The 16,684-nt window shown below is 36.9% G+C and carries 8 protein-coding genes; 5 read left to right on the forward strand and 3 right to left on the reverse strand.

The genetic code is table 11. The features are described from left to right. Nucleotides 1-41: 41 nt before the first annotated feature. Both folE and K5X82_05080 read right to left on the reverse strand, forming a co-directional pair. Nucleotides 42-653, reverse strand: a complete 612-nt coding sequence (folE, locus tag K5X82_05075) for a GTP cyclohydrolase I FolE (protein QZT38276.1) — start codon at nt 651-653, stop codon at nt 42-44. Between the two features lie 1,457 nt (nt 654-2,110). Continuing rightward, a complete protein-coding gene (locus tag K5X82_05080; GenBank protein QZT38277.1) occupies nt 2,111-2,752 on the reverse strand; it encodes a flavodoxin family protein in 642 nt (213 codons plus the stop codon). Between the two features lie 208 nt (nt 2,753-2,960). Between K5X82_05080 and mqnB the strand changes: the two genes are divergently transcribed. Further along, nucleotides 2,961-3,647: a futalosine hydrolase gene (gene mqnB, locus K5X82_05085; protein QZT38278.1), complete on the forward strand. Its 687-nt coding sequence runs from the start codon at nt 2,961-2,963 to the stop codon at nt 3,645-3,647. 25 nt (nt 3,648-3,672) lie between these two features. Further along, nucleotides 3,673-4,497 carry a 1,4-dihydroxy-6-naphthoate synthase gene (locus tag K5X82_05090; protein ID QZT38279.1) on the forward strand — a complete coding sequence of 275 codons (825 nt, stop codon included), beginning with the start codon at nt 3,673-3,675 and terminating at the stop codon, nt 4,495-4,497. 51 nt (nt 4,498-4,548) lie between these two features. Here the strand turns inward: K5X82_05090 and K5X82_05095 are convergent, their stop codons facing one another. Then, complete coding sequence (locus K5X82_05095) at nt 4,549-6,066, reverse strand: hypothetical protein (GenBank protein ID QZT38280.1); 1,518 nt, start codon at nt 6,064-6,066, stop codon at nt 4,549-4,551. 1,007 nt (nt 6,067-7,073) lie between these two features. Between K5X82_05095 and K5X82_05100 the strand changes: the two genes are divergently transcribed. From K5X82_05100 to K5X82_05110, 3 genes are all read left to right on the forward strand, one after another. After that, nucleotides 7,074-8,180 (forward strand): hypothetical protein, encoded by a 1,107-nt coding sequence (locus K5X82_05100; GenBank protein QZT38281.1) that lies wholly within the window; start codon nt 7,074-7,076, stop codon nt 8,178-8,180. A 90-nt stretch (nt 8,181-8,270) separates the two neighbouring features. Beyond that, nucleotides 8,271-9,632, forward strand: a complete 1,362-nt coding sequence (locus K5X82_05105) for a hypothetical protein (GenBank protein QZT38282.1) — start codon at nt 8,271-8,273, stop codon at nt 9,630-9,632. A gap of 246 nt (nt 9,633-9,878) precedes the next feature. Next, on the forward strand, nt 9,879-16,442 hold the full coding sequence (locus tag K5X82_05110) for a hypothetical protein (GenBank protein ID QZT38283.1): 6,564 nt from the start codon (nt 9,879-9,881) through the stop codon (nt 16,440-16,442). Nucleotides 16,443-16,684 lie beyond the last annotated feature (242 nt).

Here is a 16,684-nt window from a genome sequence, read left to right on the forward strand (position 1 = left end):
TAAATCATGGGATTCGTCATATCTATTCGAGATAGTCGAATTTATGAAAGATGTGATCCAATTAGTCGAATAAATTCCGCACGAGTAGATTCTTTCTTAAAAGCCCCAGTAAAATCAGAAGTGGTTGTCACCGAATTCTGCTTCTGAATACCTCTCATTGTCATACACATATGTTTGGCTTCAATGACCACAGCAACCCCTAGAGGATTTAAAGTTTGTTCGATACAATCTTTAATTTGTGTAGTTAAACGCTCTTGAACTTGAAGACGACGAGAGAAAGCCTCCACCACACGAGCAATCTTACTTAATCCCGTAATAGTACCATTAGGGATGTATGCCACGTGGGCTTTACCAAAAAATGGTAACATGTGATGTTCACAAAGTGAATAGAATTCGATATCTTTCACTACAACCATCTGACGATAGTCCTCCTTGAACATGGCAGAGGTAAGTATTTCTGCTGGATTCTGTTGGTATCCTTGACACAAAAATTGCATCGCTTTGGCCACACGCAATGGCGTTTTCTCAAGCCCCTCACGTTTGGGATCTTCCCCAAGAAGTTCTAAAACCTGTTGGTAGTGATCCGCCAACGCGTCTGTTTTTTCTTGTGGATAGTTTTCCACCTTCTGATACCCGTTGATCACCTCACTCATAATGGTTATCTTGTTTATAATTATATCCTTAATAAAAAATAGACTGCAAATTAAGAGCTTTTTTATCAAAAACACGTAATGAAATGCAGTAAAAACGACTTATTTCTCTTTTTCAAGTAGCCTTATATTACCTAACCAATGGATCAATTAATTGTTTCTTTTAAACAATTAATTTTGATCACCAGAATATCCACAGAAACACATACAGTAATTTAGATGGGAATCGCGAAGATGCGAAAGAATGAAGGGATGAAGGGATGAAGCGCAAGGGATGGCACACAGATGAAACGGATTTTATTTTATTGATGTAAGGTAACATATAGCCACGGATTTTAAAAGAACCGCTAAGGCGCAAAGACACGAAGGGTTGATGCGCACGGATGGGACTGATTTCCACGGATTCTTATGCTGCAACATTCCCTGAAAGGGAAAACGAACATAGCCCAATGGTGAAAACCATATGATGCGCAGTAGCGCATCATACAGGTTAGAGCCTTGGGTAATACGGCGATAACTACAACCAAAGGCTGAAGGCCTGGCCCCTCATAAGTTGAAGAAAATATCATAGCCTCGGATTAGACGGATTTGGTTGTGGTGTAAGGGGAATTGAACCGCGAAGATGCAAAGGAATGAAGGGATGAAGCGCAAGGGATGGCACACAGATGAAACAGATTAGACTGATGAAACGGATATTTTTATTTCGTTGATTTTACAGAGTTTGTGCCAATTTATAGGCAAGCTGAGCGCATTGATGAAATCGGTCAGGCCTTCAGCCCTTGGTTGTGGGAGTGTATTTTTACCCAAGGGGCTAGTTGAAATTGTCGGAAACGGATATTTTTATTTCGTTGATTTTACGTAGTTTGTGCCAATTTATAGGCAAGCTGAGCGCATTGACGAAATCGGTCAGGCCTTCAGCCCTTGGTTGTGGGAGTGTATTTTTACCCAAGGCTCCAACCGATATTTGACCTTGCGGTCAAAATACGATTTACACCATTGGGCTAAGTTCGGTCACCCCGTTCGGGGCTTGGTTGAAATTGTCAGAAACGGATTTTTACGGAATTTTAAAAATCACCACGAAGACGCAAAGACAAGAAGGATTGGAGTGCAAGGGATGGCACACAGGTGATACAGATTAGACTGATGAAACGGATATTTTTATTTCGTTGATTTTACTTAGTCTATGCCAATTTATAGGCACGCCGAGCGCATTGATGAAATCGGTCAGGCCTTCAGCCCTTGGTTGTGGGAGTGTATTTTACCCAAGGCTCATGCTCATGCTGCGCTACCGCGCAACATAAGCATGAGCCATTGGGCTAAGTTCAATCACCCCGTTCGGGGCTAGTTGTAGGGTTGGATAGTCAAATAAAATGGTTTCGGTGGTTGTTTCATTAAAGATTTTGTTAGGAATGGAATGCAGACCTTATTGTTATAATGTTACAACTTTCCCTGAAAGGTCATTACATTTGCTTTCCTAGTTTAACTCCTAATTCATATGCTTTTGCCATGATCTCATTTTGTTTACGCACAGCGCCTTTCTCGAAAGATTTAAAGACAGGTAACGAATCCACGATTTCATAACCTAATGCTTCCATAGGCCTCTCCATGGCTTCTAATGTAAAGCCCATGTCATGAATATCTTTTTGTTCACAGATAGCAATCGCGATGGCTTTCCTATTTTGCTCACCTAAGCGAGAGCTCCACTCACGAGGTCTGGTTTTATTATCAAATTCATAAAAGCAGTACATTCTATCAATAAAAGCTTTCATCCACGAAGTGACATTATAGTTATGGACTGGGGAGATCAGCACCAATCCTCTTGAGTTCATTATCTCAGGATATAGTGTTGTCATTCCATCTATTAATCTAGAACAAACCTTGTCTTTTCTGCATTTTTCACAACCAATACAACCAGAGAAATTAATATCTCCTAAATTGATATGTGCACCGTCAATGTCTTCACTCTCTAATCCTTCAATGATTTGTTTGGCAACAATATCACTATTGCCTCCTTTTCGAGGGCTACCAGAGATGACTAAAACCTTATCAGATGGAGCCTTTAGAACTTGGGCCTTTTTTATTAACTCTTCTATATATCTCATATCAAGAGGTAAGTTAAAAATATTTCAATAGTTATAGAAATATATCTTATAACGATCAGTAAAAATGATGATATAGAAACATAAGAGATATTAATGCTCCCATGGATCGTTGTGCACAATATATTTTAGTCGATACAAGAAAGAAATGGTGAAAGTTTATTACTTTCGATTTTGGAAAAGAGAAAGAACTATCATAAACATTAGAGTTATGCATATTCTACTGGTTGCAGCAACAACATTGGAGCTTGAGTATATATATGAAGGGCTAAAGAGATCTAAAGATAAGGGATATTATCTGATAGATGGATGTCCAGGGCTTACGATTGAAGTATTGATTACTGGAGTTGGGATTCATCCAACAACCTATCGACTGACTAAAAGAGTATTATCATCCCTACCAAAGCCAGACTGGGTATTGAATGTAGGTATCGCAGGTAGTTTTAATGATGACATTAAGCTCGGTGATGGTGTTATCGTTAATACCCAAACATTTGTGGATTGGGGAGTTGCTGATCCGCATGGGTTTTTATCTGTATTTGAGTTAAAATTCGAAGATAAAGATCAATTTCCTTTTACAGATGGGCAGCTACAAAACCCCAACACCTCTCCTACACTCCCGCTAAGGGAGGTCTCTTCCATTACCTCTAATAGTTCTCATGGCACAACAGCGTCTATTCGCAACGTGATGGCACAACAGGAGGCAGATATCGAGTCGATGGAAGGTGCAGCAGTTTCGTATGTATGTATACAAGAAGGGGTTCCATATATTGAGTTACGAACCATCTCTAATAGGGTAGAAAAGCGGGACTTCACGAAATGGGATATCCCATTAGCGAAGAGAAATCTGGCAACCCATTTTCTTTCTTTAGTTAAACAACTTAAATCCCAACGTTGATATTTTGGGTAAATAAATAGATGATATGAGACTTACTTTAGGCTTCTCCACGTGTCCAAACGACACCTTTATATTTGATGCTATGGTGCACCAGAAGATTGATACAGAAGGACTCTCTTTTGATGTTCATATGGCCGATGTAGAAGAGTTAAATGACTTGGCATTCCAAGGCCAACTAGACATTACGAAATTGAGTTATCATGCCTTCTGTTACCTAACAGACTCTTATCGTTTGATGAAAGCAGGAAGTGCACTTGGGAGAGGAAATGGACCACTGCTTATCTCACACAAATCATCGGTAGATTTAAAAACGGGAAGGGTAGCTATACCTGGCAAGTATACGACAGCCAACTTATTGTTGACCATTGCCTATCCCGAGATACAGAATAAAGAGGAGATGCTCTTCTCTGATATTGAGAATGCACTATTACAAGATGAGATCGAGGCGGGAACAATTATCCACGAGAATCGTTTTACCTATCACGAGAGAGGCCTTCATAAGATCGCTGATTTGGGGGCTTTATGGGAAGAACGATCAGGACATCCTATACCATTAGGTGGAATTGTTACACGACGATCTTTTGACTTGGATTTGCAACAAAAGATTGATCGTGTTATGGCACGAAGTGTACAGTATGCATTTGATCATTCAGAAGATACCATGCCGTTTATTAAAGCACATGCACAAGAGATGGATCCATCGGTAATGAGGAAACACATTGAGCTCTATGTAAATGATTTTACTAAAGACTTAGGAAGAGAAGGTTCAGATGCGATACAGTATCTTTTTAGTGAAGCCCAAAGGGTAGGATTAATAAAAACGTATCCTACTGATTTTATTATACCTTAGATAGACTGTATTCCCATGGTACTCTTCTTACCATGGGAATATTCATTTGTATTAAGGGCAAGGTATTAGTGACATTTTTGATTTCATAGCATCAGGCATGCCCTGTCCGACCTTTGCCCCAAGATAGGTTGGATCGCATACGGTATATTGCTTTGTATTATAGTATACGATATCACCTTTGGATGGGTCGAGGCCGACTGCAACAAACATATGTCCAGGTGTCCATACACCTAAAGTTTGCATTCTCATATAATGGCGAACCATATAAGATAACAAAACGGAACGATCTTCACAATCACTATAAGGGTAGGCAAACATATCCTCCACATAGAAATACTTCTCTTTACCAAACTGTTCGACATCTCTTTTATAAGGAAAACCTTCTTGAACAAAAGAGAGTAAGAATGAAAGTTTCTCTTGTTCGGAATCCATATTATCTAAGATCGGTTTTAGTTGGTTGTCCATCTCTTTTTGCATCTGTTCGGTGGTGGGAGTGATAAAATATTCCTGAACGGCTATGGATGGGTAGTCGTTGTAGAAATCAATCAAGTTCTTGTTGTAGGCAAAGTGAAACTGATATGGCTTCCGATTGTATTTAAAGTTCACTTCACGATTTACCATATCTTGATTCAGATTTACAGGCTGTGAGAAGGTCAGGTTGATCGCATTCTTAGCCCCATCGTATTGTTTATTGTAGGTATACCACTCCCCATTTTTATTGGCTGTAACATAATAGCGCTTGTTATCTAACATCATATAAGGTAGACGGTAGGCTTCCACATCTGTGTGTATCAAAAGAGTGACGACCTTATGGTCGTATGCAATGCGCACATCATACTCTTGGTTTAACAACACAAACCACGTCCACATTGCAGTCATGTTCGGTTGGTTCTCAAACAGAGTGGCAGCAACCTTAGATAGCAGCATATAGTATGCCCAATCGTTCAGGTTATATTGAAAACGAAAAGCTTCCATTTGATCCTTTATCGCCTCGATGTCGAGACGACTCCATTTACTGTAACAGTTAGAGATCATTTTCGAAGAGAAAGGGGCATCTATTTTGACATTCCGCCACTCATTAGGGATCTGGATCTGCAGATCAGCCCCATAAAAAGAGAATCGATATGTTGGGATTTCACTGATAGCCATCCCTTCCTTGTCAACACCCTGTGATAAAGGGAGAGTTAGAATAACCTCTTCCTTATGCGCTTTGAGTGTTGTAAGAGGGGTTAATATTTTATCGACATGTTCTCTGTGTATCGTTCTCTTTTTTCGTTGTCTTTTTGGGGCAACAGGAATCTGTTCAGGCTCAACACTCTCAGGTATAGGGTTTGCTTTAAAAGTATTGAAAGCTTTCCATTCCTCTTCTAAATATTTTGTAAAAGCCGCTGATGCTTCCATCTTATATTGAAGATATTTATCTTGTTCTGATTGGATTCCTTGTTGCTCTTTTTTCGCAAATTTATTCAACTCTTGTCTCTGTTGCTTTTTAAACTCCTCAAGTGTTTGGGCCTTTATTACAGAGGTCAAAGTTGAGAATAGTAATATCAATAAAAAAAGTTGCTTCATAGTTATTTAAGTTTTATTGCACATTGAAAATACAAAAGAAATACGACTAGCACAAAACTAGATATAAATCCATCATAAATTATTGATATTAAACACAGCTCTATATTCGATTCACATAGAATAAAAGTGTCGATCAGTTCATATAAGATAATGATATTGCTTGCAATAATAGGGTTTACGAAGAGAAGGAAGAGACAAAAAGGGAAGTATACCAATCATGCAATGGTATTCATGTCAATTTTAAAATAAAAAAAGGAAACCATACCAACAGAAAAGATCTCATCCCAACACTCTTATAAGCCAACTTCAACAGAAGCTACAAAATACAAACAACAACAATCCATAAAAGAGTGGCATCCTTCTTACTGTAAAAAGGTATGGTTTCTTAATCAAATATAACAACAAACTATCTTAAGATATGTTCGAAGGTATAAAACCAAAAAAATCAATTATTCAAACGCCAAAGAATAATTTGATCCATGTAATGATACCAATTAAAATTTGAGACAAAAATCGGTTTAACGCTTTTTGCTAAAGATTACTATTCGTTATAGTAATCTTTTATCACTATTGGTTCACTTTTCAAATATACAAATACTCTGATAAAGTAACGGCATCAGTTAATTAATACTAAATGCAAGAACAAAAAATGCGATAAATAATAAAACTATCCTATTCATTAAAAACAGTTTACATATAGCAATAATTTATCATAAATAAATTTCAAATACCCCATCAGCTAATATGCTATTGCATTCTAATCATTCAAGTCATATTTTTAATTAACATATTGCATCAATACGGTATTCAGATAAGCCACATTTTTCAAGTACTATCTTAGTTAAACAATATTGTAAAAAATCTCCCACAATAGGTGATGCTTTTACAATACCCAGACAAGATGTCTTGGAAATGATTTATCTCTCATTTAAAAATTGAAGTGGTATTACTTAAAACGTCTACTCTTATCCCCATTCAAGTATTCGTCAAACAGTAAAATATTTTTCATGAAAAAAAGAACATTGAGCAAGTTGCGTTACCTCGTACTCCTTAGCCTCGCAGGAATTATTTCGGGATGTACAGACAGTACTCCTGATAATGATTCAAGCGCACAACATTTTATTGACATTCAGTTTCAACAGAATCTCAAAATATCAACCACATACAATGGAGAAGAACTAGGCCCTAAAGGGTTTAAGAATAAATTCTATTATAATGGAGGCTACTATTATTACGGAACCAATTACAATGAGTTGGAAAGCAAAGGGAAAGATTGTCAACTTCTTAAGATAGATGCAGAGACAGGAAAAATCGTGATCATGAACCAGATGAGTAGTTGGAGTACTTTTTACGATCTAGATTTTTATCAAAACAGTGTTATCGCCACTTTTAGTGGATATTCATATATAAGGATACTGGACAGTAATACCCTTTCTTTAGTTAAAGTAATAAAAGGAAAATATGTTGATGTATCTGGAGAAGAAGCGTCACTACAAGACAGTAGAGGAGTAGCGATTTTCGAAGATAAGGTCTTTTCCATAATACCAGAGGAACATCGTGTTCTTATTTTTAAGACCACTGACTTCACACAACCCCAAGAAGATGGAGACCTTATGGTAGCACAAGGGCAACTAGGGGTAAAAAACAGTATGTATGATCCCATCGACAATAAAAAATCAAATCTATTCTGTGAGCCACATAAGATAGAAGTAATGGGTAATTATCTATTAATTGCCGATAAGTACAAGATAAATGTGTATGATAAGAATCTCACTTTAGTTAATACTATCACAAAGGTATACAGTAGTGGTAAATCATTAGAGTTACCAATATCACCAACTTCGTTTGATTTTGGACTCACTAATGAGAATCATGCTTTCATGCGTTTGAAAGATAGTGGAAAGCACTATCTTATTTTCTTCGATCCCAAGAATATCACCAACGGATCGTCATTACCTGTATTCTATTGTGAGGAGAAGTCGAACTCGTTGATTGATCCCAATAAAAACATATCCCCATCAATATTTGAAAATCAACTTATTGTGAATGACAATGAGGGAGGAGTAAATATCTACGATATCTCAGAATATAGAATGACAATTAAAACCCAATAATAACTTCAATGGGTGGTTGAGACGATGTAGAAGGCACTAAAGCCTTGTGAGAGACCACTCTGAATCTAAAAAATATACATTATAGCTATTATGTGCAACAGACTATATCAAATTATTATAATAACTCTTTTACTGGCAGGATGTCAATCAGAGCCACAAGAGACACCCAAAGACTATTCACAAATAGAAGATCTTAAATCAGCTCCTTTTCACCACATTATTAATGATGGAGAAACATGGGATATCGCATCCAATTATAATTTTAGGATCTCAGAATCTATTTTTGTTAACCATCTTGATCAAGGCCATTTTAAGATTACGAATATGATCCCTATGGAGATGGAGAATGTATATATCACAATGAATATATACAAAACTCAAATAATATTAGGCCGGATAAAGAACTTACCAGGATTATCGGAAACAGTTGTCGAATATCCGATGGCAGATGGAAAACGTAAGTTCTATAATTTAGATTTTAAGGTTGTCACCTTGCCAGATAATTTTAAGATGACATCTCATGAGAACCAATCCTTCTATAATTTCTCATTTATAGGAGAACCTGATAATGAGAAGATGAATATTCTTAAAAATATAACTTGTGATTGGAGAATTAATCTGCATCGTAAATTTGGTAAAACCATTGAGTTGGCAGAGGAGAATGGTGTTTGCAGTGCTCGTCCAGTTCAATTTCGGTTATGGCTTAGTGCCATTATGAATACAGCTTATATCTTTTCGCAACAAGAGTTTGAAGATATTCTTAAAAAGCAACGGTATTATTACTGTACAGATGGAAATCCTGTATATGATAAAGACCAAGCTGAGAATGCCTATGTATACAAAGGGAGTGGTTTTACTTGGGGAACAAAATATATGGGCACAACATACCAAGATGATCATGAAGCAGTGGATGCGGTACTTAAGAACCTTCGTAATGACTTTCACCTTGATCTTGGTATTGCACGAGGAGGTGCATCATATGGTGGAGGTGCAGGTAAAGGAGGACCTCTGAGTTTGTGGGCTAATTCGATTCGAAGATTCCACCGATGTGAGTTTGTTGGTGTCCCTTATGAGACCTTAAAATATGGAGATAAGATTTTGAATGAGGATGTTTATTTTCTACCAGACTACTATTATGAGAAGGGACCGATGGCTCTATTTGCACATGAAATAGGTCATTGTTTGGGTTTTGGACATAATTCGAATTGGTGTTCTACAGGAAGAGTACAGCCTGTTGGCACAAAGTATGATGCCAAACCAGGCAGGTATGGTTTTCCTGCTGCTGCAAACTATGTAGCAAACAAACTCATCTCAACACAAAAGCTGTTCATCAATAAGAAGGATTATTTTAGACAAAAAGATTATGATTATGACTTAAAGTCACTACCCGACGGATCCGATTACACTACAGTTCCAACCTATATTGACGGATTATATGAAAACATGAAGTAATTATATTACCATTATCATGGTAATGGTAATGGTAATAGAGAATAATTACTCCTCAATAAAAGCATCGTTAAGATGCTTTTATTTAAACATTTGCAGTGACCTGTGAAGAAATATCATATCGATCAATTACAATAAATTTTTATTTCCCCACCAAATCTACATACATTTTAACTTTATTGTTTAATTTGCATTAATTCAATACCTTGATTGAAAACTACTAACATGAACGACACTAAACAAATCTATATGAAAAAACATATTCTACTCTTACTCATTTTATTCCATTTCTCGTTCTCGTATGCACAAAATTCAACTTTAGCCACATGGAAACAGGTAGAGAAATATGAACTAAAAGGACAGGTTAAAGATGCTGAGCAATTGGTTGAAAAGATCTTAACTTCAGCTAGGTCAAATGATCAACCAGATCAGATTATCAAAGCATTTATCTATAAATCGAAATTTGCATTACTTGTTAATGACAAAAACCTCATTGAGGTGTTAAAAGATTTAGAGATCGAGATAGCAGGTGCTTCCTTTCCGACCAAACAACTTTTACACTATGTGTATGGTAATTTATTGGAGAAGTACTATGACCATTATTATTGGAAAAGGAAGAAAAAAGATAATATTACCGATGGTAAAATTGATAATCTCAATTTATGGTCTAATGATTTAATTCGTAAAAAGATTGAAGAGCAATATGAGGCTTCATTAGAACCTGCCCATCTTTTGATGCAGCAATCTCTTAATAAATATATCGATCTACTAAAAACAGAAGGCGCTTCAAACAAATCGTATAGGACACTTTATGGTTTTTTTGCCCATCATATCATAGACTACTACAAAGATCATTATAAAACACAATCCATTAAATCCGAATACCATTCGATATTAATGGGAGATAAAACAACTTTTTGTAATTTTTCGTTTACCAAAGCATCACAAAAGACGACTGTTTTAAAAGCATTTATCATTTATCAAAAGCTCTACAAACAACCAAGGATAACACAATATCAAACAACAAAGCTTGATATCGATAGACTGCAATTCGCAAATAATATTCTTGATAACGATGAAGAATATATTGAGATATTAGAACAGATGGTTAACGATGATTCTACTCCTTCACAAGATTACATTAAATATACTCTAACCAATAAACTGACCTGGGAAAATTTTTATAACGATCATCTAATAGATCGTTTAAAGATAGTGAAACTATATGAAGCTATTGTGTCAAATAATAACAACACAGACATTACACTAAAAGCGATCCGTAAAAAAGAAGAGATTACGTCACCCAGTGCTTCGTTGTTAGTAGATGGTATTGTTTATCCTGGTCAACCGTCACTAGCGAAAGTAACATATCGCAATATGGATTCTATCACGATATCCATCTACCCTTTTCCCGAAAGTCTAAAGACAGATAATTTGGACTCCCTTTTCTATGTTGATTATATGGTTCAGAAGCCAATTCTAAAGAAAACATACGCTCTTCCATTCAAGAAAAACTATGAAGAAAATTCGACAGAGCTTATCATTCCAGCTCTAGAACCAGGGAAACATCTTGTCATCACCTCCAAGTCTTCCTCTCCATTAAATCGAGACAACATTCTTGACCATAGTCGTCTTGTGGTAAGCAGGTTATCTATTCACACCATTGCTAAGGAAGACAGCGTATTTATACGCGTATGCGATAGACAGAATGGCTCCCCTATCTCGAAAGCATCCCTCTATTTAACGCTGCGAAGAAGTGGCGGTAAAGAGGTCTTAGAAGATAACGGAAAAACAAATAAACAAGGGCTATGGTATTGCGACTTATTGTTGGATAGAAGTTATTATTCCGCGGAACTAAGCACCTCCTATAAGAAAGATACCCTACTTGATGTTATAAATAAATATAACAATTACAGGTATATCTCCAATCCAGATGAAAAGTACTATAGAAACAAGACCTTGCTGAGCTTATTTACAGACAGATCGATATATCGTCCTGGACAGATGGTTTATTTCAAGGGAATTCTTCACAAAGCATCACAAAACAGCAATAATGATAAGATAAATAGACATGTTGTGGCCAACGAATCGGTTTTCATTACATTAACTGATGCGGAAAAAAATAAGGTAAAAACGGTACATCTTAGAACCAATGAATTTGGTAGTGTTCATGACAGTATTCAGCTCCCTATGAATCGAAAAAATGGACAATATAGGCTGACGATAAAATCGAGCGATGAGGACACTTCTAAACAAAGGCGCTACTTTCTGAACGATAATCAAACGGAACGAACCGTTACCTTTTCTGTTGAATCTTACAAACGTCCCACTTTTAAAATTAAATTTAATCCTATAAAACAGTTTGTCACTGCCAACGATTCGGCAAGAGTGAATGGGATTGCTACATCACTTAACGGAACACCAATAATCAATGCTTCTGTAAAGTATTCTATAAAAAGAGTTGCACCATATTCATATTGGTCAGTGGATGAAGATGAATCATTATCAACAAGCTCTGCTACCACAGATAAAAATGGTCAATTTACTGTTGCATTCTTGGCCACTCCCTCCTATCACTTTAAAAAATCTAAAAGTAACGACACATACCATGTAACTGTCGAAGTGACGGACCAAAATGGCGAAACGCACGAAAAAACAAAAAGCGTCACTCTTAGCGATAAGGATATTGCCACTTCCTGCGACGTAAAAAATGACCATTACCAGGACCGTCCTCTAAAATTCAATATTGCAACAAGAAACAGTAATGGGAGTCCAATTAACACCAAGGTAAACGTTCGTATTTATCCAGCACCTACTGCAGAGAAAGTCTATTTTACACGTCATTGGAGTTTTCCTGATACTGTCACCATTCCGAAAAAGACGTTTACCAAACTTTTCCCTCAATATAAGTACAAGAAGGAGGAGCAGCATTGGGATATACAAAAAGAGGAGCCTATTTACGAAAAGGATTTAAATTCTGACAGCAAATACACGTTGGCAATCGATCATCTCAATAAATGGAAATGTGGCAAATACAAATTAGTAATAGAGGCGATTAATGCCATCCATGATACGCTTATTTCCACCCGAAACTTTCAAATTCTTCCAGCCCTCTCCAAGAATAAGGTTCTTCCCACCCATCTTGATTATTCAGCAGAAATTAAGAATGATAGCACCATTATGGTTCGCCTTGCCACCACAGAGAAAGGGTTGACTGTTTTTATGGATGCTTACGCCTTAGGGAAAGACATCGGTAGCAGGATAATTAAGATGCATAATGAAATAAAGCGAATAGAGATTCCTTATCATGGAAATAAAATAGCAAAAATAAATTTCCAATTTTATTACATGAAATATGGACATTTTGTTTCTCATAAAACGAATGTGACCTATGCTCCTACTAAAAGAAACCAGCTACAGATAGAGACCCTTAGTTTTAGAGATAAGATGGAGCCTGGGACCAAAGAGAAATGGAGCTTTCGAATTGTAGATAGTACCCAAACGGTGAACGGTGCTGAATTACTTGCATCCATGTATGATGCTTCATTGGATATCTTTCGATCTCATAGATGGTCTCCATCATTGAGTTACCCAAGTTATAATTACTACATTCCATCTATCCATCATCTAAAGCACGAAAATATCCAATCGAATGAATTTTATAAAAAGAGTTTTTTCTATTTGCCTTCAACGACTGTTTGGTCATTTAACTGGTTTGGCCTATGTCTGAATCCCTATAGCTATAGATCTAATAACAAAACATATCTCAAACAGTTAATTCTCAAGAGGCAGTTAAAGGAGGGAACCCGTCGATATGTCTATGGTTTTGTATTAGACCAACAAAATAAACCAGTGGCCAATGCATTGATCCATATTGATGGAGACAATTCTGCATATAAGACATATGATAATGGATTTTATATCTTACCTGCAGATAAGAATATCAGATTTAAAGTCTCAAAATACGGGTATAAAACGTTAAACTGCACAACTGATCAAGATGGAATAAAGAATTTGAGACTCACTAAATCTGCTAATTACAGAGGGTTATCTATTATCGAATTTATGGATCAACTCAAATGTGCAAAACTATTAGATGAGAAAATTAAAATAAGAGACCTTGCGTTTAGAGTTCCTGGATCACCAGCAGATGCAAAAATTTCTAAGGTTATTACAATTGTAGATGATGATGAAGAGATACTAGATGATGAAGAAGTCGATGATGGAACATCAACGATTTTGCAATGTGTTGAAGAAGAAGGTGTAAAAGTTAAAGGAGCCTCCTCTTTAACTCAAGCCAATCTCATATATATTATTGATGGTGAGCCTGCAACAAAGCAAGATTTTGAAAGTATTCTCCCTAAGGACATTGCGGAGGTGAAGGTTCTTGATGGAAGTAAAGCCACAGCCATATATGGAAGCAAAGCAACACAAGGAGTGGTTATTGTCACCACCAAAGATGGGCTAACAGAGCTAATGAAGGTAACCGTTAGAGAGAATCTTAAAGAGACAGCTTTCTTCTATCCTGAATTACATACCGACAAAGACGGAGTGGTATCTTTTGAGTTCACCTCACCGGAAGCAATAACCCGCTGGAAGTTGATGTTGTTTGCACACAACAAAAACTTTGACTTTGGACAAAAGACCTTAACCACGGTGACTCAGAAAGAGGTATCTATCACGCCCAATGCACCCCGTTTTCTAAGAGAAGGAGATCGTGTGGTATTCGGGGCAAAGATCGATAATCTTTCTGACGAAAAACAGATGGGGACAGCCATGTTGGTTCTTTATGATGCGACCAACGGAAAAGAGATATCTAGTAAAGAGGTGGGGTTGGATGCCACCAAACCCTTCAAGATAAAGGCTAAAAACAGTCAAGCCATATCTTGGGAGTTTACCGTGCCTAGTGATATATACTCGCTAAAATATAAGATGATTGCTAAAGCAAAAAAACATAGCGATGGTGAAGCCAACGTATTACCAGTGCTATCTAAAAAAGTACTCGTAACTGAAAGTATGCCGATATGGGTCAACCCACAGTCCACAGAAGGTATTACGTTTAAAAACCTTCAGGACAAACAGCATCGTGCATCCGACCACAGGTTGATGTTAGAATACACTCCCAACACCCTATGGAATGTGATAGAAGCCCTGCCCTATCTTATTGAGTATCCATATGGATGTACTGAACAGACCTTTTCTAAATATTATGCCAATGCTATGGCCCTTCACTTATTGGAGAAGAATCCTAAAATCAAAACACTATTTGAGAAATGGAAAGACAATCCAGCGATGACCATAGAAATGATGAATCCTGAGCTTCGCTCCTCTTTATTAGAAGCAACGCCTTGGATAAATCAACTCGATAATGACACAACGAAAAAGGCAAAATTAGCCAGGCTATTGGATCGTACCACATTACTAAAAGAGCAAAGAAAGGCCTTAGAAAGAGTACGCACCATGCAACTACCCTCAGGAGCTTTTCCTTGGTTTGCCGGTGGAAGACCCAACGAGTATATAACACAGCATATCTTAGTTACATTATCTCATATCAAAAAGCTTGATGCCGATAAAGCGAACAGAACCACATTGGATGCCATTGCCAAAAATGCCATTGGATACCTAGACCGACAGTTCTTAGGGCGATTCAACAGGATTAAAGACAATACTTTAAGGTATACCGACCTAAAGCCAATAGATATACACTATCTCTATATTAGAAGTCACTTTATCAAAGAAGTGCCCATGTCCTCTGAACTGAAAAAGATCGTAAACAAACAACTACAGATCATTAAGGAGAATTGGATTATAGGCACCATGTATGAACAAGCGATGACAGCAATATGCTTCCAAAACATGGGAGAATATAATGCAGCAAAACAGATTATCAAATCGTTTGATCAATATGCGATATACTCTGCAGAAAAAGGGATGTATTGGCATAAAAACAGCTATAATTGGTTCTGGTATCGAGCGAAAATAGAGACACATGTCATGATTATGGATGCCTATCAACAAGTAGAAGGGAATCTAGATAACAAGATTGAGAAGATGAAGCAGGGCTTGTTATATTATAAGAAGAACCAACATTGGCCAACGACCAAAACTACGACAGAAGCCATATATGCCCTTCTATCCACAGGAAATACATTGGAAGAAGCATCTGTGGATTATACCATTAAGATTGGTGACAGAACATTCGATTCCATGGAGAACCTGGAAAAATCTGAAGAGGAGATAACAGGTAATATTCAAGTTACATGGACTCCTAAAAAAGTAACAGACAAAGATGCTACCATTACCATCGAAAATAGAGGAACGACCATTGGTACAGGAGCTGCATATTGGCAATATTGGCAAGAGCTTAATGATATACAATCTAATCCCAATGCACCAGTGTTCATTCAGAAGAAGCTTTATAAACAAGAAGCAGATGGTAACACTTTAAAATGGGTGCCTGTAGATCAACACCATATCATTCATTTGGGAGATAAGGTAAAAGTACAACTGAATGTCGAGTCTAAAGAGAACCTAGAATTTGTTCACCTTAAAGATCTTAGAGCCTCTGGATTTGAGCCAATAGATGTCATCTCTAAATACCATTACAGTTCTATTGGATACTACTATAAATCCACCAAAGATGTGGCAACACACTTCTATTTCGACTACTTACACAAAGGGAAATGTACCTTTGAATATGAAGTAAGAGCCAACAACAAAGGAGATTACACCGGTGGCAATGCCACCATACAGAGTATGTATGCCCCAGAATATGGCAATACGTCAAAAAGTAGACAAGTGACAATCAAATAATTATAATCACTCTAGAATAAACTTTCAGTTTATTCTAGAGTGATTTCTCCTTCCAAAAAAAGTATCAAATGATACCCAGAAGTTTAACGAATCAAATCTCTTCTCCCCCTTAACGTACAGTTTAAGATTCACGACCACTCCTTCAAATCAATTGCATCAAGAACAGATTAATCCTCCTCAACAAGAATTAACTAACATTTTTTAACTTAAATATAGATATTCATCAGAAATATCGTTATTTT

The sequence above is a fragment of the Prolixibacteraceae bacterium genome (assembly GCA_019856515.1).
GTDB lineage: Bacteria > Bacteroidota > Bacteroidia > Bacteroidales > Prolixibacteraceae > Halosquirtibacter > Halosquirtibacter xylanolyticus.